Source organism: Bradyrhizobium nanningense, assembly GCF_004114535.1.
Taxonomy (GTDB): Bacteria; Pseudomonadota; Alphaproteobacteria; order Rhizobiales; family Xanthobacteraceae; genus Bradyrhizobium; species Bradyrhizobium nanningense.
This window is the reverse complement of record NZ_LBJC01000028.1, coordinates 171,195-191,306: the sequence shown is the minus strand read 5'-3', so window position 1 is coordinate 191,306 and position 20,112 is coordinate 171,195. Positions and strand designations below refer to the sequence as shown.

Sequence of the window (20,112 nt, the reverse complement as noted above, 5' to 3'; positions counted from 1 at the left end):
AGGGGTTCGTGCCGCCATTGGAAATGCAACCGGAGCAATGGTATCGCTGACCGCATGCTGACAGCACCGAACCCGAAGCAGCCGTTGCTGCACCTTTATCTCGATGAGACCGGCCCGCGTCATCCCGACCGGGCCGCAGTCCAGACCAAACATGGAAACGACTGGTTCGCGATAGGCGGAATTCTGGTGCGCGCGGCGGACGAAGATGCAGTCAAGTCTGCGCTCGCTGCCTTCAGGCAGCAGTGGCCGCAGATCACCGCCCCGCTGCATCTCACCGACATGAGGTCGGAAAAAAAGAAATTCGCGTGGATCGGAAGACTTTCAGGGAACGATAGGGATAGGTTCTGGTCTAGCTATCGCACCTTCCTGGCCAGCATTCCGGTGGCCGGGACGGCATGCGTGATCGACCGGCCCGGCTATGTCGCGCGCGGCTACGGAAAGCGGGAGGGCGATTCCAAGTGGCTGCTGTGCCGCAGCGCCTTCGACATCGTCGTGGAGAGGGCGGCCAAGCTGGCCAAGCAACAAGGCCACCGCCTGAAGATCTTCTATGAGATGGCGGACCCAGCGACCAACGCGATGATCGAAGGCTACTTCCACCGGATCAAGAGCAACGGCATGGGGTTCGATGCTCAGAATTCGGCGAAGTACCTGCCGCTGACTGCGGCCGACTTCCAGCACCTTCTCTTGGACATCGAGGGGAAGGACAAGTCGAACCGGTTGATGCAGATCGCCGACACGTACGTGTATGCCATCGCCCGAGGCAGCTACGATCGGAAGTTCGGCATCTACCGCCGTCTGGCCGAATCAGGTCGCTTGGTGACCAGCCAGGTCGCCATCGAGCACGCCCCTATTCTGGGCGTAAAAACCTATTGTTTTGAGTTGGTTACGGCATCCAGAAACAACAAAGGTCGGGTGTGACCCCGACCTCTGGTGCGGCCCCCATACGGAAGACCTGCAGGCAATGCCTGCGAACTAAATACATCGGATGCGTAAAAGTTCAATGAGCTTTTTGGCCTGATGGACAGGGAAAATGGAAGTCTTTTGCATCGGAACCGCGCGCATCCGCCATAGCCAGACCGGCGAGATCTACGAAATTGGGAGCGACGACCTCGACTGGGACATGGTCGGCGGCGATGAACAGAGCATGGGGCCGGAGTTTCGCTATGAAGCTTCGGTCGAACATGCCGACCTGGGCACCCTCACTTGGAGCCTGTGGGAATACCCGGTCGGCATCCAAAATGCGCGAGAGACGGACGTCGGCCAGCACGAACTTCTGCATGACTTCGACTACGGCCTTGAGCACGGCCCGCCCGAGCCGGATGAATGGCTCGACTCCGCACCTCCCTACGACCCGTTCTGGGTATTTTTGGAGTCCTACCGAGGCACCATTGGCTTGCTCGCCAGTCAAGGCGCCGAGGACGGCCGCTTTCTCGTCAACCGCCTGGTATTCTCGCATCAGGTGACAGCACTTGAGACCTACCTGGGCGATACGCTGATCAACGAGGTGTTCTCAGACGCCAAGGTGCTGGAGCGTTTGCTCGACGGTGACAGGGACCTGAGCAAGGAGAAGTTCACGCTCCCTGAGATCGCCAAGGACCCTGGGCTCATCAATCGGAAGGTCCGCGAATACCTGAAGTCAATACTGTATCACAACCTTCAGAAGGTCGATGTCCTCTACCACCTCGCCTTGGGAGTCAGGATCCTCGATCTGGCGAAGAACAAAAGCGCGCTGCTCGACGCTGTCAGGCTGCGGCACGACTGCGTCCATCGCAACGGCCGCGACAAGGAAGGGCGCGAACTGGACGTATTCACGAAGGGGTTCGTTCAGGACACGGCGAACACCATCAAGGAGCTTGTCGAAAAGATCGAAGAGGCAATACGCGCGCGGTGATATAATGACGCGCGTCGGAGAAGGAGAACTGTCGTCAACTGAGCGGATACGCCGAAGCGCGCGCGGCCTCGTAGAACCGCTTCACGCGTTCAAGATCCTTTGCGTGAGAGGCTTGTCTGTCGGTCTTCGTCTTCGAGTCCACGCCTGCCGGTCGGACCACATTGATCGCCTGCGCTACATTGTCAGCATCTAGTCTTCCGGCGAGGATTACCGATGTGCCGACCGCCTCGACGATGCGCCTGCTGATGTTCCAGTCGTGCGTCACTCCCAGCACCTATCTGCTTGCCGGATTGTCGGTGGCTGTCCAGCAGCAGGTAATCCGCAACGCCCTCATAAGATCGAGCTATGTCGACACTTTCCTCGCCATAGATCGGCACGCTCATGATCATGCTGTCCGGTTACCGCCGCCTTGATGGATGCCACTTGATCCGGAGCGAGTAGCTCCGAAGCTGCGCCGAGGTTGATAATGGCCGGGTTGAGCGCCCGCGCCCAATTGATGATCGAGGCCACTCGCGCCGTGAGAAAGAGCGCCGAAAATCTAGCAGGCGCCGCGATCGCCGCGACGATTTCCGCGGCCCGCGGAAGCGGCTGTTCGCGCGGAAACTCGCCGTCACCCACCAGAATCCCGACATGGTCGATACCGATCTCCGAAACGGCGCGCGCCTCTTCGGTACTTGAGATCTCATAGATCTGGGTCAGCATGGAGCAATTCCTCCCACCGACCGCGTAGAAAATCACTTGATTTCAGTATGGAGCGCGGCGTGAAACTTGGTCGGCGCCCAGTCAAGGCTTCCGTTGAAGCGCGCATACGCGACCTCCGGGCCGAAGGGATGGAAATCCTCAAGATAGGCCGGACGCCGAGATCGGCACCTCGGTTATGCTACGGGTGTTGGCCCAGGCTGAAGCTCGAGGAGGGGCAACAGCGGGGCCCCTTAACCAAGGCGTTGCGACGCAGGGGCGCAAGCGACAAGCAACGTATTGCTGCCCACCGTGCGATTCTTATCCCCCACATCAACGCACGACACGTGTTTCGCTATCAAGCTCCCGCAGCGCGCAGAGACTGTTGACCAGCCGCATGTCCTCGACAGTATTGCAGGCCACCTCAAGCAATCGTGGGCTCGCAAATATCAACGAGAGAGCCTGCGCCCGTGAGATTGCGACGTTAATGCGGTTGATGCTGAAGAGAAAGTCTACGCCTCGTGGGATTTCGTCGCCTGACGATGTGGTCATCGAGATCAGGCAGACCGGAGCCTCCTGGCCCTGAAATTTATCAATCGTTCCGACCCGCGCACCCGATGGCAGGGCCGCCTTGAGCGCGTTAACCTGAAGATTATAGGGAGCGACGATCAGAACATCATCGAGGCTTAATCTCCTCTCGTGTCCAGCACGGTCGCGGAACTTACATGCCAGCAGGCGCTGCAGTTCAATTCGAATCGCCGCGATTTCCTCGTGCGAGCTCTGCGCGTTTCCCGCGTGCGGAACCTCGATCAGACGGGCTCCCGTACGCAGGGGATAAGTCTCGCCGATGATGCACTGCTGGGCAGCTCCCTCATCGCTATTCAACCGCCCTTCGTAGACGAAATCCGAAATGAAGCGGCAAATGTCCGGGTGCATCCGGCGTGACGTGGGCAGAAAAATCCCGCGATCCACCGGAACCGTATTATGACCGGAGAGGAGATATTCAAGCGCCGACTGGCCACTCTCCCCGGGATGCGCACCTTGGATCGGCTGCGACAGCTGCATCGGATCACCGACCAGCACGACGTTCTTCGCACAGGTCGCCATCGCCACGGTGTTTGCGATCGAGACCTGTCCGGCCTCGTCTACAAACAGGTAGTCGAAGCTAGCCTCAAAATCGACTCGAGAAAAGAGCCAAGCCGTGCCGCCCACGACCGACGCTGACAATAGCCGCGCATCCTCATTTCTTTCTGTTTGGTGGATCAGGTCACCGTACCTGGCGTCGAAATCGCCGCCGCCCTTTTTGGCCATGCTGACCGTCGTGCCGGTCTCGGCTGCGCGATCCAGAACTGCATAGAGGAGATTGTCGATCGCATTGTGGCTGTGCGATGCGACGGCGATGCGCTTGCCGCGGCGCACGAGTTCGAGGATCGCGCATGAACTGACATAGGTCTTGCCCGTTCCTGGGGGGCCCTGGATTGGCAGCACGCTGCAATCCAGCTCCGCGACCGCCGAAACGACCTCCGTCACAAACATCTTGCCTGCATCTACGACAGCTTTTAGACGGCGCGCGTTCGTAAACCGGGGCGAGGATCGGGTGATGAAATCGCGGATGGCCGGGTAGCGCCCATCGCCGCGAATGAAAGAGTCAACCCCGCGTTCGATTGCGCCCTCGATCGCATCCGTGTCGAGGGGACGTCCCGGCAGCAGTGAGATGAATTTCGGCGCCTCGCGGAAGCGCGATTGAGAGAACCGAACCGTAGCCGTGCGGCGGGCGTGATCGAGGTTGATCAGATTGACTGAGGCAGGCAGCCCATCCACCTCGATGTGGCAGTCGCCCGGCTTGAGCTTGCTCTCCTGATCGGGAAAGTCATAGGTGCGCTCCCAGGAACGGCCCGCGTCGATGGTCCGTGTTTTGGCAACCAGTCCGCCCAGGCATTCCGCGTCCTCGATCAGATGGTCAACATCTTTGCTCATCTTGTCGAAGATGGCCCACCAGGCTGGCTTCTTTTCACGGGGGTGGAAGCGGCTGAGATCGAACAGCAGATCGGCGATAGCTTCCCCATATCGATCGCGAATGGGGACGAGCTTCTTCCGCAGGGCCGCGACCGCTGCTTCATCGTCATGGACGGAGTTGCGTCTGCCGTCGCCTTTGCCGTTTGGCCCGCCCAGGGGGCCCCATTGCATGTTTGCGGGCCTCACGCTGGACACGAGCCAGTCGCGCAGCTTCTGCGTCGAGATGCAATCGTCCCTATTGTAGTCGCGAATCTCGCGCAGGATCTTCGGATCCTGGCTGTCGCGCCAGTTCTCATAGGCGACAACGCTTGCGCCGGCCGTCTTCACCTCGCCGGCCCGCGCCTCCATGTAGAACACTTCGAGGTTTTTCAGTGAATAGGCGGACTCCGAGGCAGTGAGACTGCCCGAGACGACGGTGTAGAGATCGACGAAACGATGGTCCCTCAGCATCTGATCAAGCAGAGCCTCACCGACGCCGTGACTGCAAGTCAAGCGGCGAAGCGCCGAAATCTCATACGCGGCATAGTGGTAGATGTGGGCGCCGGGGTACTCCTCGAGCCTGTCGGCGAAGAACGTCATCAGTTTCCTTAGAGATTCGCCCTCGGCCGCCCGATCATGGGCCCAAAAATCTCTAAAGACGCCGTTGCCACCATCCTGAAACCACAGGCCATGGAGATATTCGAGGCCGCCTTCGAAATAAGGATCGCCCTCGATGTCATAGAAGACATCGCCCGGATCGGGTTTCGGCAACAGCGCGAGGCCGCGATTGGGGTCGAACGGTTTCAGCTCGAAAGACGGGGGCCCGCCCGCGCGCCGCAGGGTCTGCAGCCGCGCCTGGGCGGCGAGCTTCTGCAGGGTCGCTTCGGCAAGCTTGGGAATGCGCTGCCTGAGTTGCCCGAGCTGGGTCATCGTGGTGACGCCAGAGGCGAGCAGCTTGCCGCGCTGGCTGCGGCTGATCCCGGCCACCAATGAGAGGCTGTCGGTCTCATTCCAGAATTTCTCGCAAGTATCGCGCCAGCGGCAGAGCCCGCACATTTTGACGGGATCCGGCGTCGTTGTCGGAGGCGCGACCACGAATTGCTCGAGCCGCTGCCGCGCATAACGTGAATATGCGGCGTACTCGTTCAGACGGAATGAAAAGCGCTTCCCGTTGCCGAGTTCGACATGCGCATGTTCGGGCTCGAGGTGCTGAATTTCGGACAGAAGATCGGAATAGAGCACGAGCTGCAGGATGTGCTTGGGATCCGGCTTGCGTTTAAGCTTAGTATCAACCACTTCGTACGAGAACGAGCCAAGGGCAGAAGGCCGCTCAACACGGATAAGAAAATCCGACCAGCCGCCCCACGGAAGGCTGAGCAGAGCACCCTGGAAGACAACGTCTGGGCCAGTCGCCAGAGCCTCGCGTGTTTTTTTCACCGCGGTCGCAAGGTCGCTGTCGCGGTTGAGCTCAAGAACCTTCTGGCCATCGGCCTTCAGGGCCGAGAGGTAGCGGAGCTCGTGATCGTCCCCGTATTTTTGAAGAAGCTGGGCGTCTTCACTGTCCTCGGTGGGGACCAGATCCTCGCCCCGGGCAAACCGCAAATCCAGCGCTGTCGCATGTTTGCAAGACATGAAACGCATCAGATCGGACGCCGATAGAAGGACCTGCTGCCCCTGAACTCGCATAACTCCCCCGTGTGTAAGACTACCGTAACGGGTATGGATGACAATAGCTGTCACCCCTGCGGTTGGCAGTCATGTCTTTCGAAAAAGCTCAACAATTTCTCGATCTTACGACCTACGTCATGGCGCATCGTTCGGGCGTGACGCTCGCGGATGTCGAGGAGCGTTTCGAGATCTCGCGGCGTACCGCCCAGCGCATGATGCAGGCGCTGGAAGCGCAGTTTCCGGACACCGCGTCAGGCTACGACGAGCAGGGACTCAAGCGCTGGCGGCTTCAGACCAGCGCGGTACGGGACCTGCTGACTTTGTCGCCCGAAGAACTTGCGGCACTGGATCTGGCGATCGAGACCCTTCAGCGCACGGCGTCCGGCCTCGAGGCTGCCGAGCTGCGGCGTCTGAAGGAAAAAATCCTCGCGCTTGTGCCGCGCAGCAAAATGGCGAGGGTTGAGACCGATCATGAGGTGCTGCTGGAGGCTCAGGGCCTTGCCTCCCGGCCGGGTCCGGCTGCCAGGATCAGACCGGAAATCGCCGCTGTCATCTCGAATGCCATCAAATCCTCGCGGAGGCTCAGGATCACGTATCATTCCCGAGGGGCCGCGGAGCCGAGCATGCGTGTGGTTGAGCCCTATGGTGTTCTGATCGGAATCCGGCGCTATCTGGTTGCAAGGGCGAAAGACGATGCCGGTGGTCCGCTCCGACACTTTGTGGCGGAGCGCATCCAGTCGGGTGAGCTGACGGGCGAGAGCTTCGTTCGCGATCCAGGCTTCGACCTGCACGAACACGCGCGAAAGGCTTTTGGTGCTTTCCACAATGATACGGAATTTGGCGAGGTAGTCTGGCGTTTCACGCCCTCCGCAGCCGATCATGCGCGTGCCTTCGCTTTCCACCCCAGCCAGGTGTTCGAAAGCCAACCCGATGGCTCGCTCATTGTGCGCTTCTGGGCCTCCGGTCATCTCGAAATGTGCTGGCACCTATATATGTGGGGTGACCAAGTCGAGGTGCTGGCACCGGAAGCGCTGAGGAAGATGGTGCTTCTCTACAGGCGCTCCGACTTCCCGGCTCTTCCATAAGACATGCCAGAATCTGTCACCGGGCGAGTGCATGCTGGAGATAGCGAAACAGCCGCTGGATCATTTCATGCAACGCTTTGCCAGACGTACCGTTCTTGCGGCAGCATGCCTCCTTGGCGCAGGGCCGGGCATTGCCAGCCCGGTTGTTGCGAGGCACCGCAAACTGCGCGTCACGCAATCGGGTCTCGCCGAAGCAATCGACCTGCATTTCCGGTGGCTCACGAACGAGACAGAAGGCGCCCGAGCAGTCCTCGCGAACTGCGACCTCTCGGGACTCGATTTTCTCTCGGACCAGCCGGGCACTGTGGATCTGCGAGGCGCCGATTTCACGGGCGCGGATCTTTCCGGCATCAGGGGCAATGAATTGAGTTTCCACCACGCCTCGCTCCAGGGTGCACGGATGACATCGTCCTTTCTTTCTGCCCCGGTCTTTAGCGGTGCAACCTTGCGTCGGGCTCTGTGCAATCACGTGGTCTGGGGCTGGCCAGCCGCAAGGCAGACCGGAGACGTTTCTGCCGACGACTTTTCGCCCACCGCCACTTTCATCAACACGGATCTCGATCTCGCTGATTTCAAGCAGGCGCGGGTGAGAGGGAATTTCTGTGGCGCCCAGTTCACGCATGCGTCGCTGGTAGATGCGGACCTTTCCTGCTCGCGCTTCGATGGCGACGCCATCTACTGTCCGAACTCTTTCGCGGGATCACGGCTGATACGAACGAAGTTCGGGAACACAACCGTCAACGCGACGCGATTCCGTTTTGCATTTGATCGCGCCGACTTCTCCGGCGCCACTATTGGCCCCGACTGCACGTGGCCTGGTACGCCGGCAGGTACGATAGGTCTGCAGAAGCCGCGGGATGATGTTTAAGACCAACATACATGGTGCGGCGAAACGATTCGGCGTGTGAGCCCCCTGTGGGCTGAGTCGCTCTAAGAAACTGGACGATCTGATCGTGTTAGAGGAGGATAGTGAATGCTTGAATTGATTATTGCCAAAAACGAGAAAGCGCGCCTTCAGAAGACGTTGTCAAGCATCGTGCGGAGCGCATCGCCTTCGGTAGGCGTCCAAACCGTGGGATTCCCAGGCGGCAATGACGATCTAGAACTCTTTACGAAGGGGGATGGCCATCTTTGGTACGGTGAAAGAACACTGACGTTAAAGGACGCAAAAATTCCAAGATATTGGAACGCGCTTGGGATCTACGACGAATCTCGTTCCGCTCAAACTCCCACTGTCGAGCTAAACATCGCTGTCGACGACAACAGTGGGAGAGTGTCCGGCTTTTTCGCGCGTGATCCGGCTACCAAGAAGATCTACCTAATGCACACCGGCAAGGTTGGTGGCGGAGCCAAGGGAGTGGGCAAAACCGCCTTCCTGGCCTGGAGCCGCAGTCCGGTTGTTCCTGTCTTGGATGCATCCGGCGGTACCCAGCGTTCAGGAATTGTGATTGGTTCTCTCGATCGCGAAACATTCGTCGGGAGAGTTGAACGATTCGTAAAAAGAGTCGCCTTGTTCAAAGAATTCGTGAAACAAGGGCATCATGAAGATCCGAAGTTTCGCGAACTTGTCGAGGAGCTTCAAAACTTCAGCCCCGAGTTCGCCGGCTTGAAAACGGGTTACCTCGACAGCACCGTTGAATACCTGAGCTATCATGGCGATGTGATCGACGAACTGTACCGCAAGCGCAGCAAATTGAAAACGCCGAGCGAGGTCATCTACAATACCAATCTAATCGATCTCGCTGTTCGGGACAGCGGGGTGCTGACCGAAGTTTACGAAGCTAAGACGTCAGTTGACCGACAGGTTCTCTATACCGCCATCGGACAGCTCATTGTTCACTCGGCAGAACAACCGAAGCCGCGCAAATTCTTGGTAATTCCGAAAGACCGAGTGCTTCCAAATGACATTCACGCTGCAATGAAAGAGCATGACATCGAATTGTTAAGATTCGCCGTGATGACCGATGGTTCTGGAGTCAAAGTTGACGTTTAAACTGGACATCAGCGCGCTTACGGCAGCTAAGGCCTGCGGCATCGTTGAAGGTGCAAGGAGCTGCAGATACGACAATCTGTCTGGGAATTAGAGCTATTTGACAACAATTTCGCATCATTCATTGTGCATTCACCCAAGGATTGTGGAGATCATCTTGAAAGGCCTTTCTCGACGCAGCCTTATCGGTGGAGTGGGCATCTGCTCGGTCTTGCCGCTGATCTGTGGACGAGACGCTGGGACGAGCGACGCAATCCAGCACTCGCCGATCATTCTCGATGATGAGCTTCGGCATGGCTGTCTTTTTGCAACGACGAGCGGACAATGCTTTCCGGACGACCAGGCCGTATCCGTCGATCTTTGGAGTTTTAGGGTCAGCGAGATCGGCAGCAGCCTCCCTGCGTCAGTCGGACGGACAGTGATCTGGGACGATGTATTCTCTCTCCGAACTTTGACACGAAGCGTCGGAGCCGCGCTTAGTGCCGTAACGGAGTGGTATGAATTCGACCCCTGCGTCGGACAGTTTTCGTTTCACCTTGATGGTCACGGTCACATAGGTCTTCACGTGCGGGCAATCAATTCTCAGAGGGATGCATCCGCATCTCTGGCGCTCATTGATATCAGCTCCTGTGGGCTTAGCCGGATTGATTGGCCTGATATCTTGCCGCACATCCGGGACTCCTACGACGTTGTTGTCGGATTTGCGCATTGGTCCGGTTGCGGGCCGGCGCTGTGCGAAACGGTTGCTGGAAATCCGAGAATTAGAAAGGCGCTGGCTTACTGTGATCAATTCTTTTGGACCGACGACAAGATGCTCGGGCTAGATGGGGAGGCGTGTTGCAATGCCAGATCGCTGCCTTTGAATTCGTTGATACAGGACCTGGTTCGAGCGCTTTCTGCAAAAGGTTTTTCCTTAGGGCTCGAAAAGATCGCTCGTGACGGAAGCTTGTTCGAAGGAAGGCTGCGAATTGCTCCCCAGGCAATCGCTCTCGGGACGTCATAGAGCCAGCTGTCATGTCCGCGATCAGGATACCCGCCGAATGGGAGCCGCATGATTTTTGCTTCATGTCCTGGGCGGTTCATCGGGAATGGGGCTCGTATACCGAAATGGTGAAGCGCGAGCTTCGCGAAATCATCTCCGCGGTCGCGGATCACGAACCGGTCCGGCTACTGGTACCGCCGGATTTTCTCGCTGACGCAAAGCAGCAGGCCTTCAGTGAGACTGTCGAAATTATTCCGGCTCCCGTCGATGACATTTGGATGCGCGATATTCTCCCGACTTATGCTCTTCAGAATGGTCGGCTTTGCGCCATCGACTGGAATTTTAATGGGTGGGGATCGGGACGAGTTCGTCCCGCACGTCCTGGTGACCGACTGGCAGGCTTATTGGCGGCATCCTTGTCAATTCCGTTCGTTCCCGCATCCTTCATTGCCGAGGGAGGGGCGCTTGCTACCGACGGGCAGGGCATGGTCATAACCACGAAAAGTTGTCTGCTCAATCCCAACCGCAACAAGGCTTTCGGGCGGACACAGGAGGACCAGATGCAAGCAATCGAGCAGAGCCTCGCCGCCTTTGGAATCAGCAAGGTTGTATGGCTGGAAGGAGATTCGGACGAACCGATCACGAGCGGACATGTCGATGGCTATGTTCTGTTCGCCGCCGATAGCAGGCTTCTTGTCGAAGGAGTCGATCGAGAGGAAACGCCTGAGGGACGTCGCAGGCAGATTGAAATCGACACGTTGCGCGGTCAGCTCGATGCGAAGGGGCGCAGACTAGCCGTGAAAGTTGTACTGCCACCACGCGACCGCTATTTGCGGTTCTCAAATGAAACGTTCGCACCTTGCTATCTGAACGCGTATATTGCGAATGGTGCTGTTATAACGGGGCGGTTCGGAGATCCGGAACGCGACGAGGCCGCCTGCCGGGCCTTGCAGCAGGCGTTCCCGACGAGGACAGTCAGAATGCTCCGTATTGATCACATCGCCAGGGGTGGTGGTGGCGTGCATTGCTTAACGAAGGATGTGCCAAAAGCTCTCCGACTGTAGAACTCGATATGCGTAGCGAATGGCTGGAAGGGGAGGATTATGGACCAGTCCGAAATCATCAATTTGGGCAAAAGTCTCGGCGCGGCCACGACGAGCTGGCTGGCAGAGAGAGCAAGATCTGGGTTCGATGAAAGTCTGCTTAGCGAAGCTTTGCTCGTTATTCCCCTTTTCGAATTCCTTAGGCGAGACCCGCGCTGGCGGATAAGCGGTGAATGGTGTGAGTGGAAGCTCGAAGGTTTGAATAAGGGGGACGTCAATATAGATCTCTACGCCGAGGGCAAAGCCGAGAAGCTCTTTCTGGAATTTAAGCTCTTGAAAGAGAAGAATCTCAATGATCAGCGATTGATCAAGGACATGGTGAAGTTAGCATTGCCCAAGCGACCCGAAGATATCCGGCTGCTCGTAGTTGCGCATCCACCGAGCGGTCAAACCAAACAGCTATCAAAATCGACTTTGCTGCGAGAAATTGATGCTGCCGGAAAACCCATCAAGTTTCATTTGACGCGGCGAGATGGCGTTGCGCCTCAAGTGAACAGCGATCGAAGAACACACGCACTCTCGGACAAGGTGGGCAGACATGTCGACCGTATCATTCGATGTGATCCAGATGCCGCCAAGTTTGTTGTCGAGCGCATAGCGAGCGAGCGCGACTCTGAATTCTTGGCTTCGGTTTATTCTATCTCACGTACCATCGTAAGGGGATCTGCTACCCTCGTCTCGCCAAGCCTTATCGAAAACTTCACCTGATTTCCCTTTAAAAGCGCTGGCCCGAAAAGGATGCGAAAAGTCGTTTGTCTTTACGGCGCTCCCGCGTATCTGGCTAAGACCTCAACCTGAACCGACTGGGTTCTTCTAAGCAGGGCAATTCGCGAATATGAACAAGATCACTAGTTTTGAGCTGAGGCAGCGTTTGCAACAAGTCGCCCACTTCGATGAGACTCATCCCGATCGCTCTCGCTACAAGAACTCTGACTACCGGTTCGCCGCCGATGCCAAGTTTCTAAACCTAGCGCCTTCAATCCGCGATATTGCGCCGAGGTACTTCGAAGCCAAGAAAATAACTTGGCATACGCATGCGAATCACGCGCTCTCATCTCAGGTGTGTTGCCTCAACTTCTTAATGCCTCTCGCGGAGCGACCCGAGGTTCTCGCCCGGCTCGTCAGGACGGCGTTGAAGTCAAGCGAGGTCAGAATGCTTCCAGTTGAAGATGGACCCGACGGGCGTCCATGGTACGTCGCATTTGAGTGGAATGGGGGCGGGCGCGATTTCCTCAATGAAGCAGGCCCAGATGGAAGCCTCAGGCGAGGATCGAATTCGACTAGCGCGGATGCCGTCGTCAAGTTCGAGTGTGCAGGCGAACTTGAAACTCTTCTCATCGAATGGAAATACACGGAGCAGTATGGGGCGCCCATATCCGCAAGCGGAAATCCAACTCGGATTCAACGCTACAGAGACTTGGCATTTGCTCCGAACGGCCCCGTTCGCGCTGACCTTGGTCTTATTTTGGAAGACTTCTTTTGGGAGCCGTTCTATCAGCTATTGCGGCAGCAGATGCTTGCTTTTCAGATGCAGAAGGCGAGGCTGGATGGTGCAACAAAGGTGCGGATTCTTCACATTTCTCCAAAGGAGAACCGTTCTTTGCATCGAGTGACCGCGCCCGCGCTTCGCCGGTTCGGCGATGACGCTTTCGAGGTGTTCCGTACGTTTCTGAGCGAGCCGGGGGACTTCATCAATTGTCCTACGGAAGAACTGTTCGTGCCCCTCATCAGTTCTGTACCCTCAAGCGATGCTTGGGCGGTCTACCTCACGGAGCGCTATCGCTATCTCGATGGAGCGGACTAATGCCGCGCGTTGGAAGAGAACAACGATGTTGAAAAATAGCGTTGGGTTGCGCGGCCGAGCAGTTGGACGCTTACTTCGCCGTGCTCCTGCGAATGAAGAGCTGTCTGAGCCGCGCCAAGAACGAGGTCAGTGGTAAAAGTTGAATAGCCGGGTCTACGACACTGCCTTGTTTACGCATCGGGGACGGGTGCGCGAGGAGAACCAGGACGCAATATTTGCCGATGGTTCTGTATTCCAAGAAAATCTGCGGGATGTGATCACGATTCGACTGAGCGGCACGCCCCAAGCCCTTGCCGTCGCGGATGGTATAGGCGGTCGCCCGCAAGGGGCTCTCGCCAGTCGATCGGCGCTTCAATTCCTGGGGTCTGACGCTCGCTTGGTTCGAAGTGAAGCTGCCTGCGAAGAGGCGCTACACGCTGCGAACGAGCACCTTTACGGCCTGATGCGCGAGCCTACCTGCCTTGGGATGGGGACGACGATCGCGGGATTCGTTGTGCAGGAACGGGCCGTGCTGAGCTTCAACGTCGGGGACAGCCGAGGCTATAGATTTAGCCGCGGATGCCTGGTCAGAGTCAGTCAGGACGACGTGCCCATGGCAGTGGACCGCAGAGCCGATAGACCCCGGGGAATTACGCAATGTTTGGGCGGGTCTGAGTTTCCGTTGGGGATCATGCCGCATGTCTTTGCTGGGCCACCCTTCGAGGTCGGCGAGTGTCTCATGTTGTGCACTGATGGGCTAACAGAGGCTCTCGATGATAGTGAGCTAGCAATGCTGTTTCGGGAGTTGGCACATCCCGCCGCCATGGTTGAGAAGCTCGTCCGGCAAGGCATCTCGCGCGGAAGCCGAGATAACATTTCGGTTCTAGTAAGCGTTGCGGTCGCATAATCGGCCAAACCGGGTTGGCTGGCCGGCTGTAAAACCAACCCTCTATAACAGCGATAACTGTCCTCCAAGAGCTTCGACGCCGGGACGCGCAGGTACGTTCTGTCCATTAGTGGACTATGTGGACGAGAAGCACCGAGGGAGCAAAGGGCGAGAGAAGGCCGGTTTCGGTAGCGCTGCTGATGCTCTGCCTCGAGGTCGAGGAACCCGAAGATGTGGACGACGATCGGACGTCGGCGCAACGCTTTAGAGACCAACAGGCGCGCTGGCGTTAGCCGCAATAAGTCTATGTTTTCGCGAGCGGGCATGATTAGCCTTAAGAAGCAGGGGATTTCCCCGAGCAGATGCGCAAAATGACCGCTTCCGGCTTGACCCTCCAAATTTTCTCGTTCTAATTTTGTTCTCGTGCGGTGCGATTCTGCCGGCCCATGCCATTTTGAAATCACAACAGCAGCGACCACAATCCAGTCAGGAACCATGCACGAGGTCATCTGTCCCCACTGTGACAAGGCCTTCAAGGTCGATGAGTCCGGTTACGCGGATATTCTGAAGCAGGTCCGTGACGCCGATTTTGCAGAACAGCTCCACGAACGGCTCGAACTGGCCGAGCGTGAGAAGCAGGTCGCTGTTGAGTTGGCCAAAGCCCAGGTGAGCAATGATCTGCAGCAGGCCGCGGCCGCCAAGGACGCAGAAATCCTGGAGTTGAAGTCCAAGCTCGAGGGGAGCGGCGTTGCCCAGAAGCTAGCGGTTAGCGAAGCGCTTAGCTCCGTCGAAAAGGAGCGGGACAGGCTCGCGAACGCGCTGGCCGAGTCCGAGCGCGAAAAGAAGGCGGCCTCGGAGCTTGCCGAAGCGCTTCTGGCCAGCGAGCAGCATAAAATCACTGCTGCCAAGGAAAAAGAAATCCAGGAGCTAAAGGCCAAGCTTCTGGCCCTTGAGCTTGAAAAGAAGCTCGCCGTCACTGAAGCGGTCGGCGCGATCGAGAAAGAACGCGATGAGCTGAAAAACGGCATCAAGCAGGTCCAGCTTGAAAAGCAGCTCTCCGAACAGTCGCTGAAGGACAAGTACGAAACGCAGATCAAGGATCGCGATGATGCGATCGAGCGCCTTAAGGATATGAAGGCCCGCCTCTCGACCAAGATGATCGGCGAGACCCTCGAACAGCACTGCGAGACCGAGTTCAACCGCGTGCGCTCGATGGCGTTTCCGCGGGCTTATTTCGAGAAGGACAATGACGCGCGGACCGGAAGCAAGGGCGATTACATCTTCCGGGACTTGGACGAGGCCGGCACCGAGATCATCTCGATAATGTTCGAGATGAAGAACGCAAGCGATAGAACCGCGACGAAGAGCAAGAACGAGGACTTCCTCAAGGAGCTTGACCGTGATCGGACCGAGAAAGGTTGCGAATACGCTATCCTGGTCTCATTGCTTGAACTGGACAACGAGCTCTACAATACCGGCATCGTTGATGTCTTCCACCGCTACCCGAAAATGTACGTCATCCGGCCGCAGTTCTTCCTGCCAATGATTACGCTCTTGCGGAATGCGGCCATCAATTCACTCAAGTACAAGACCGAACTGGCGCTTGTGAAGGCGCAGAATATCGACATCACCCAGTTTGAAAGTCAGCTTGAGACGTTCAAGACCGCATTCTCGAAGAACTACGATCTTGCTTCCAGGCACTTCCAAACGGCGATCGCTGAGATCGACAAGTCCATCGATCACCTGCAGAAAACCAAGGATGCGTTGATCGGCGCGGACCGCAACCTACGCCTCGCGAATGATAAGGCGCAGGATGTGACGATCAAGAAGCTGACTCGGGGCAATCCGACGATGGCGGCGAAATTTGCGGAGCTTAAGAATCAACCCGCTGAGGCCGCCGAGTGAATAGGAGCTGTGCCGAGAGGCGCGCGGTTGCCTACTTAGTTCAAGCGCTACAAGCTTGAGCGGCGGCGATAGTTCCGCAGTTCCCAGCGGGCAATGCTTTCCGGCTCGGCCTTGCGCCGAACCGCTTCGATAACCGCGCGATATTGGTCCTCGTCAACGATCTCGGTCCAGTTGACGCGTCCGCGCAGGTGGGTCTTTTCGATGATGATCCTGTCGATCGGACAATGCGGCGGCTCGGAGATCTGGCCGAGGCACCAGTGGTACTTGAGCACGAGATTGAGGAGCTTTTGAGCGACGCCGTATCTGTAACGTCCGTCTCGCAAGGAGTCTGGGAGAGCCCCTGTTCCGAATTCCACCAGCTGCGCAAGGTTGAGATAATGCTGCCGCTCGGTGCAGGATCCAACGTAATGCGGAAGTATCCGAGTTGTAATGAACTCCTGGAGCATGTCGCGCAGTTGCCCGGTCTGTCTTGAACCTGGTGCATACAGGTTGGCGCGTTGCACCGATGCCGCCCAAGCGAGTGTCCATAGCTCTCTCAGCAAAAACTGTTGTTCGGGTTCTAGTGACAGCATTCGCGATCCATCGAAAGACTTTGCTACGGGTCGATTTTAGCGTTCTCGTTAGATCTCTGCACCACCCCGCCGGAAGGGTCGGTGGAAATAGACGACACCGCTTGCCGGGAATGGCATCCACTTGCATCGCAAAGGGAGCCCTAGCGCGGGGCCTTTTTTGCGTATGGCTGCTGATGCTGCGGGCCTTGAATTCCCCCCCCCAACCGGCCGCGACGGCGCAGCGTAAAATCAAAGGGAGCCCTTACATCCGCTACCATGCGTCAAAGAAAGGGCGTCGCAGAAGCGTCCTAGCAGTCTTGGAGTTCAGACGGTGTGAGGCATTGCGAGACCTTCGGTCGACTATAAGATCTGGTCGCAATTGGAGGCAGTTCTTGGACTGATAAGGTCTCTAATAAAGGCTTATCAGTACTGCGAATGTCGCACTCGGCAAACTTGGTGCCCGTGACGATCGCACGCGGGCGCGGCTACTGCGGTCGCGCGGCACCTGCCTCGAGGCGCTCGCCGATCTCAAGGAGGCACTCGCCTGCTACGACAAAGCGCTGTCACTCGATCCCAAGGTCGGCGTGAAACGCAGGGCCGACTCTTTGCGCAAGATCGTTTAGCGAACAGCCCGCCTTAGATCCCGTTCATTGTGGGCAATCGCAGTCGGGCCCGGCCACACGGCGTGACTACGTTGGCGGCCGGATCGGGTCTTCCTTGACGCCGCGAGCGACGATTTTTAGCGATCCGTCCGGAAGCGGCCGCTGCAGCTTCAAGGCCTCGTCCGGAGCTGCCGTCATCCAGGCTTCGACTTCGTCCGGTGTCGTTAGGATCACGGGCATCGCCTTCGGGTGGATGGCACCGACCTCGGCGTTCGGCTCTGTCGTGAGGAATGCGTAGAGGTCGTTAGCCGTCTCACCTTCCTTGACCTTCCGGACAGATGTCCAGTTGGTCCAGATGCCGGCGAAGCAGGCGAGGGGACGGCTCTCATCGAGCGCGAACCAGATATCGCCGCCCTCGGCCTTGTTGAACTCGCTGAAGGAGTTAAAAGGCACCACACAGCGGCTTTCGGTCCCCAGCCATCGCGTCCAGTGTTTGCTCTTCACATTGCGGATGTTGGTCGTCCCGCCGTCCGGCTCCATTCTGAGCAATTCCTTGAAGTCCACTGTCTTGCCCTTGGCCTGCAGCTTTACGGCTCGTTTCTTCGTGGCGTCCATCAGCGCCTTTGATGACGATGGCATCCCCCATCGCGCCGTAGCGAGCTCGCGGCCTTCGGCGCCGTTGCGCACGATCGGCGCCTTGTAATCCGGAAAGACGCCCGGCATCGGCGCTAGATTGCCGACGTAGCGGTTCATGACACGAAACAGCGCGCTGATCGCGGCTTGGTTGGTCGTGATCGAGTAAAGATTGCACATCGGTCAGGATTCGGTTCGAGGGTGGCGCGGCTGCCATGTCAACTGTAGCAGAGTCGCGGATGGACGCCGGCCCGCCTTGGCGCATTTGCGGCAGCGCAGCCGGCTGGCGAGATCGTGCACGAAGGTGGTCGGCGGGTGCTTCATCGCCGCGAGGTCCACGTCGCTCGGCGTCTTGCAGCGCGCGCACCTGATCTCCAGCCAGGGGAAGCCTCCATTGACGGCCTGATCGATGGTTGGCGACGGATCGATCGGTTCGCCGTCGCTCCACATCCGCTCGTTCCAGCTTTCGCAAAGCAGCCTATCGGCTTGCTGGATCATCGCCTCGCCTTTGGCCCGCAGTTCCGCCGATTGGGCAGCCAGGATGTTGGCCATCGCGCGTGCCTTGCCGAGCTCTTTCGCCAGAGCCTTGCGATCGCCGCCCGACAGGGGCGTAGGGTGATACTTCGGGGCCATCCGGACATCCAGGCGCAAAGAGATCGGATCGGCAAATGCAGAGCGACTACGGCGACTCGAACGCTGGCCAGCACCCGTCCTCTTCATGCCTGCCGGTGCGCTGCTGGCAGGTGTTGTCGAGCAACCGCTGCGCCACGTCTTTCCAGAGCGCGTTGTCGCCATACAGTCGGACGGCATCGGCGGTCTGGATTTCCACGGTCCGCTCGCAGCGGCGGCAGGAGACGCGCAGCACGTGGCGCTGAATTTCGGAAAGACGCCGCTGCCGTATCTGGGCCTCGGTCGTGCCGGCGCGAGGGTCTTTGAGGACGGATTGCCAGTATCCGGCCGGAAGCGGCGCATCCGGAGCCGCAGTGGAGGGGCTCGGCCTACTGACAGCTTCAGCGGCCAGCTTTTCCATCTGCTTCGGGGTCGGCATGCGCCAGCTCGCGGGTCGGTTGGTCATTTCTCAATTAGAACATAAAGTGAACAAAAGTCGAGTCCGTCCAAGGGTCTAGGTGCGAAAATCGGCCTGACGGACGGATCGGGATGTCGGAACCAAGGCAAGCCGTTCGTCTTGAATCCGGCATCAGTAATGGAGTTCCCCCCCCGATGGCCCCACGCGCCAACTGGAAAGGCTTCCTTCGTCTCTCCCTCGTCACCTGTCCGGTCGCGCTCTATCCGGCCACGTCGGAATCCGAAAAGGTCTCGTTCAACCAGCTGAACCGGAAGACCGGCCATCGGATCAAGTACGCCAAGGTCGACGCCGACACCGGCGAGGAGGTCGATAACGAGAACATCGTCAAGGGCTACAAGGTTGATACCGATACCTTCATCGAGGTGACCAAGGAGGAGCTTGAGAACGTCGCGCTGGAATCGACGCGAACCATCGAGATTGACGAATTTGTCGACCGCAGCGAGATCGATCCGCGATATCTCATTCGCCCCTACTACCTGCGTCCGGACGGTAAAGTCGGGCATGATGCCTTCGCCGTTATCCGGGAAACCATCCGCGAGATGAACAAGGTCGCAATCGGCCGCGTGGTACTGACCAATCGCGAGCACATCATCGCGCTCGAGCCTCTCGACAAGGGACTGATGGGCACGCTGCTGCGCTACCCCTACGAAGTTCGTTCCGCGGATGAGTATTTCGATGACATTCAGGATGTCAAAGTTACCAAGGACATGCTTGATCTCGCCAAACACATCGTCAATCAGAAGGCGGGCCATTTCGAGCCGGACAAGTTCGAGGACCAGTACGAAACCGCCCTCATCGATCTCATCAACGCGAAGCGCGCGGGCAAACCCATCACCGCAAAAGCGCGTCCTCGAGGTGAGAACGTCGTGGACCTGATGGACGCGCTGCGCAAGAGCATCGGAAGAGAGGGGGCGGCCGCGACAGAGCCGCCGAAGAAACCAGGCAAGAAGCCGCGCAAGGCGGCGGCCGGGCAGAAGGAAATGCTGATGCCGATCGCAGGCAAGGAGCCGGCGAAGGAGACCGCGGCGAAGAAGCCGGCGGCCAAGCCGCAGCGGAAGTCGGCTTAGGAGTCGTGAAGCATCCGGTGATGCCGATGGCCACTACTTAGCCGTCCGCGGCAGCCCCGGCGAATGGCGATTCCCATCTCGACGACGTTATACGAGGTCATCTCGTCAGCCGCCTAATGGCGGCCCGGTCGGTGCGCAACGCCAGAACGGCGGCGGACCGCGAGGCCGAAGCAACCGCGCATAGAGCCGTCGACCTCGCGATTTGA

Annotated in this window: 20 protein-coding genes; 13 read left to right on the top strand and 7 right to left on the bottom strand. The window is 58.1% G+C overall.

Annotation, left to right across the window (positions count from 1 at the left end):
- Window positions 1-54: 54 nt before the first annotated feature.
- Together XH84_RS23895 and XH84_RS23890 are read left to right on the top strand one after the other, a co-directional pair.
- Complete coding sequence (locus tag XH84_RS23895; protein WP_164936489.1) at window positions 55-918, top strand: DUF3800 domain-containing protein; 864 nt, start codon at window positions 55-57, stop codon at window positions 916-918.
- Window positions 919-1,030: 112 nt separating this feature from the next.
- Window positions 1,031-1,891, top strand: a complete 861-nt coding sequence (locus tag XH84_RS23890) for a hypothetical protein (protein WP_128921305.1) — start codon at window positions 1,031-1,033, stop codon at window positions 1,889-1,891.
- 34 nt (window positions 1,892-1,925) lie between these two features.
- On the opposite strand, the gene trpF is transcribed toward XH84_RS23890, so the two are convergent.
- The 3 genes from trpF to XH84_RS23880 all read right to left on the bottom strand — a co-directional run bounded on the left by trpF (window position 1,926) and on the right by XH84_RS23880 (window position 6,250).
- Complete coding sequence (gene trpF, locus XH84_RS39970) at window positions 1,926-2,156, bottom strand: phosphoribosylanthranilate isomerase (protein ID WP_164936490.1); 231 nt, start codon at window positions 2,154-2,156, stop codon at window positions 1,926-1,928.
- A 65-nt stretch (window positions 2,157-2,221) separates the two neighbouring features.
- Complete coding sequence (locus XH84_RS39965) at window positions 2,222-2,593, bottom strand: hypothetical protein (RefSeq protein WP_164936491.1); 372 nt, start codon at window positions 2,591-2,593, stop codon at window positions 2,222-2,224.
- A gap of 309 nt (window positions 2,594-2,902) precedes the next feature.
- A complete protein-coding gene (locus XH84_RS23880; protein WP_128921306.1) occupies window positions 2,903-6,250 on the bottom strand; it encodes a TM0106 family RecB-like putative nuclease in 3,348 nt (1,115 codons plus the stop codon).
- 71 nt (window positions 6,251-6,321) lie between these two features.
- Here XH84_RS23880 and XH84_RS23875 point away from each other — a divergent pair, with 71 nt between their 5' ends.
- From XH84_RS23875 to XH84_RS23835, 9 genes are all read left to right on the top strand, one after another.
- A complete protein-coding gene (locus tag XH84_RS23875) occupies window positions 6,322-7,317 on the top strand; it encodes a helix-turn-helix transcriptional regulator (RefSeq protein WP_128921307.1) in 996 nt (331 codons plus the stop codon).
- A gap of 31 nt (window positions 7,318-7,348) precedes the next feature.
- Window positions 7,349-8,185 (top strand): pentapeptide repeat-containing protein, encoded by an 837-nt coding sequence (locus tag XH84_RS23870; protein WP_128921308.1) that lies wholly within the window; start codon window positions 7,349-7,351, stop codon window positions 8,183-8,185.
- A gap of 105 nt (window positions 8,186-8,290) precedes the next feature.
- Window positions 8,291-9,310, top strand: a complete 1,020-nt coding sequence (locus tag XH84_RS23865) for a hypothetical protein (RefSeq protein WP_128921309.1) — start codon at window positions 8,291-8,293, stop codon at window positions 9,308-9,310.
- Window positions 9,311-9,464: 154 nt separating this feature from the next.
- Window positions 9,465-10,310 carry a hypothetical protein gene (locus tag XH84_RS23860; RefSeq protein ID WP_128921310.1) on the top strand — a complete coding sequence of 282 codons (846 nt, stop codon included), beginning with the start codon at window positions 9,465-9,467 and terminating at the stop codon, window positions 10,308-10,310.
- 11 nt (window positions 10,311-10,321) lie between these two features.
- Window positions 10,322-11,353: an agmatine deiminase family protein gene (locus XH84_RS23855; protein WP_128921311.1), complete on the top strand. Its 1,032-nt coding sequence runs from the start codon at window positions 10,322-10,324 to the stop codon at window positions 11,351-11,353.
- A 39-nt stretch (window positions 11,354-11,392) separates the two neighbouring features.
- Window positions 11,393-12,100 (top strand): hypothetical protein, encoded by a 708-nt coding sequence (locus XH84_RS23850; RefSeq protein ID WP_128921312.1) that lies wholly within the window; start codon window positions 11,393-11,395, stop codon window positions 12,098-12,100.
- Between the two features lie 127 nt (window positions 12,101-12,227).
- Window positions 12,228-13,196, top strand: coding sequence for a PGN_0703 family putative restriction endonuclease (locus XH84_RS23845; protein ID WP_128921313.1), 969 nt, complete (start codon window positions 12,228-12,230; stop codon window positions 13,194-13,196).
- A 187-nt stretch (window positions 13,197-13,383) separates the two neighbouring features.
- Window positions 13,384-14,082: a PP2C family protein-serine/threonine phosphatase gene (locus XH84_RS41935; RefSeq protein ID WP_430641948.1), complete on the top strand. Its 699-nt coding sequence runs from the start codon at window positions 13,384-13,386 to the stop codon at window positions 14,080-14,082.
- 474 nt (window positions 14,083-14,556) lie between these two features.
- On the top strand, window positions 14,557-15,966 hold the full coding sequence (locus XH84_RS23835; protein ID WP_128921315.1) for a DUF2130 domain-containing protein: 1,410 nt from the start codon (window positions 14,557-14,559) through the stop codon (window positions 15,964-15,966).
- 47 nt (window positions 15,967-16,013) lie between these two features.
- Here XH84_RS23835 and XH84_RS23830 read toward each other — a convergent pair whose 3' ends face one another.
- The gene (locus XH84_RS23830) at window positions 16,014-16,538 is read right to left on the bottom strand and encodes a hypothetical protein (protein WP_128921316.1); all 525 of its coding nucleotides are present in this window, start codon (window positions 16,536-16,538) and stop codon (window positions 16,014-16,016) included.
- A 401-nt stretch (window positions 16,539-16,939) separates the two neighbouring features.
- On the opposite strand from XH84_RS23830, the gene XH84_RS41435 reads away from it, so the two are divergent.
- Window positions 16,940-17,140: a tetratricopeptide repeat protein gene (locus XH84_RS41435; protein ID WP_347338884.1), complete on the top strand. Its 201-nt coding sequence runs from the start codon at window positions 16,940-16,942 to the stop codon at window positions 17,138-17,140.
- Between the two features lie 66 nt (window positions 17,141-17,206).
- Here XH84_RS41435 and XH84_RS23820 read toward each other — a convergent pair whose 3' ends face one another.
- The 3 genes from XH84_RS23820 to XH84_RS23810 are packed head-to-tail and all read right to left on the bottom strand — an operon-like array spanning window position 17,207 to window position 18,827.
- On the bottom strand, window positions 17,207-17,932 hold the full coding sequence (locus XH84_RS23820; protein ID WP_128921317.1) for an SOS response-associated peptidase: 726 nt from the start codon (window positions 17,930-17,932) through the stop codon (window positions 17,207-17,209).
- Window positions 17,933-17,935: 3 nt separating this feature from the next.
- Window positions 17,936-18,385 (bottom strand): hypothetical protein, encoded by a 450-nt coding sequence (locus XH84_RS23815; protein WP_128921318.1) that lies wholly within the window; start codon window positions 18,383-18,385, stop codon window positions 17,936-17,938.
- Between the two features lie 46 nt (window positions 18,386-18,431).
- Window positions 18,432-18,827: a hypothetical protein gene (locus XH84_RS23810; RefSeq protein ID WP_206734162.1), complete on the bottom strand. Its 396-nt coding sequence runs from the start codon at window positions 18,825-18,827 to the stop codon at window positions 18,432-18,434.
- 146 nt (window positions 18,828-18,973) lie between these two features.
- Here XH84_RS23810 and ku point away from each other — a divergent pair, with 146 nt between their 5' ends.
- Entirely contained in the window at window positions 18,974-19,906 is a 933-nt protein-coding gene (gene ku, locus XH84_RS23805; RefSeq protein ID WP_128921320.1) for a non-homologous end joining protein Ku, read from the top strand.
- Window positions 19,907-20,112: the final 206 nt, after the last annotated feature.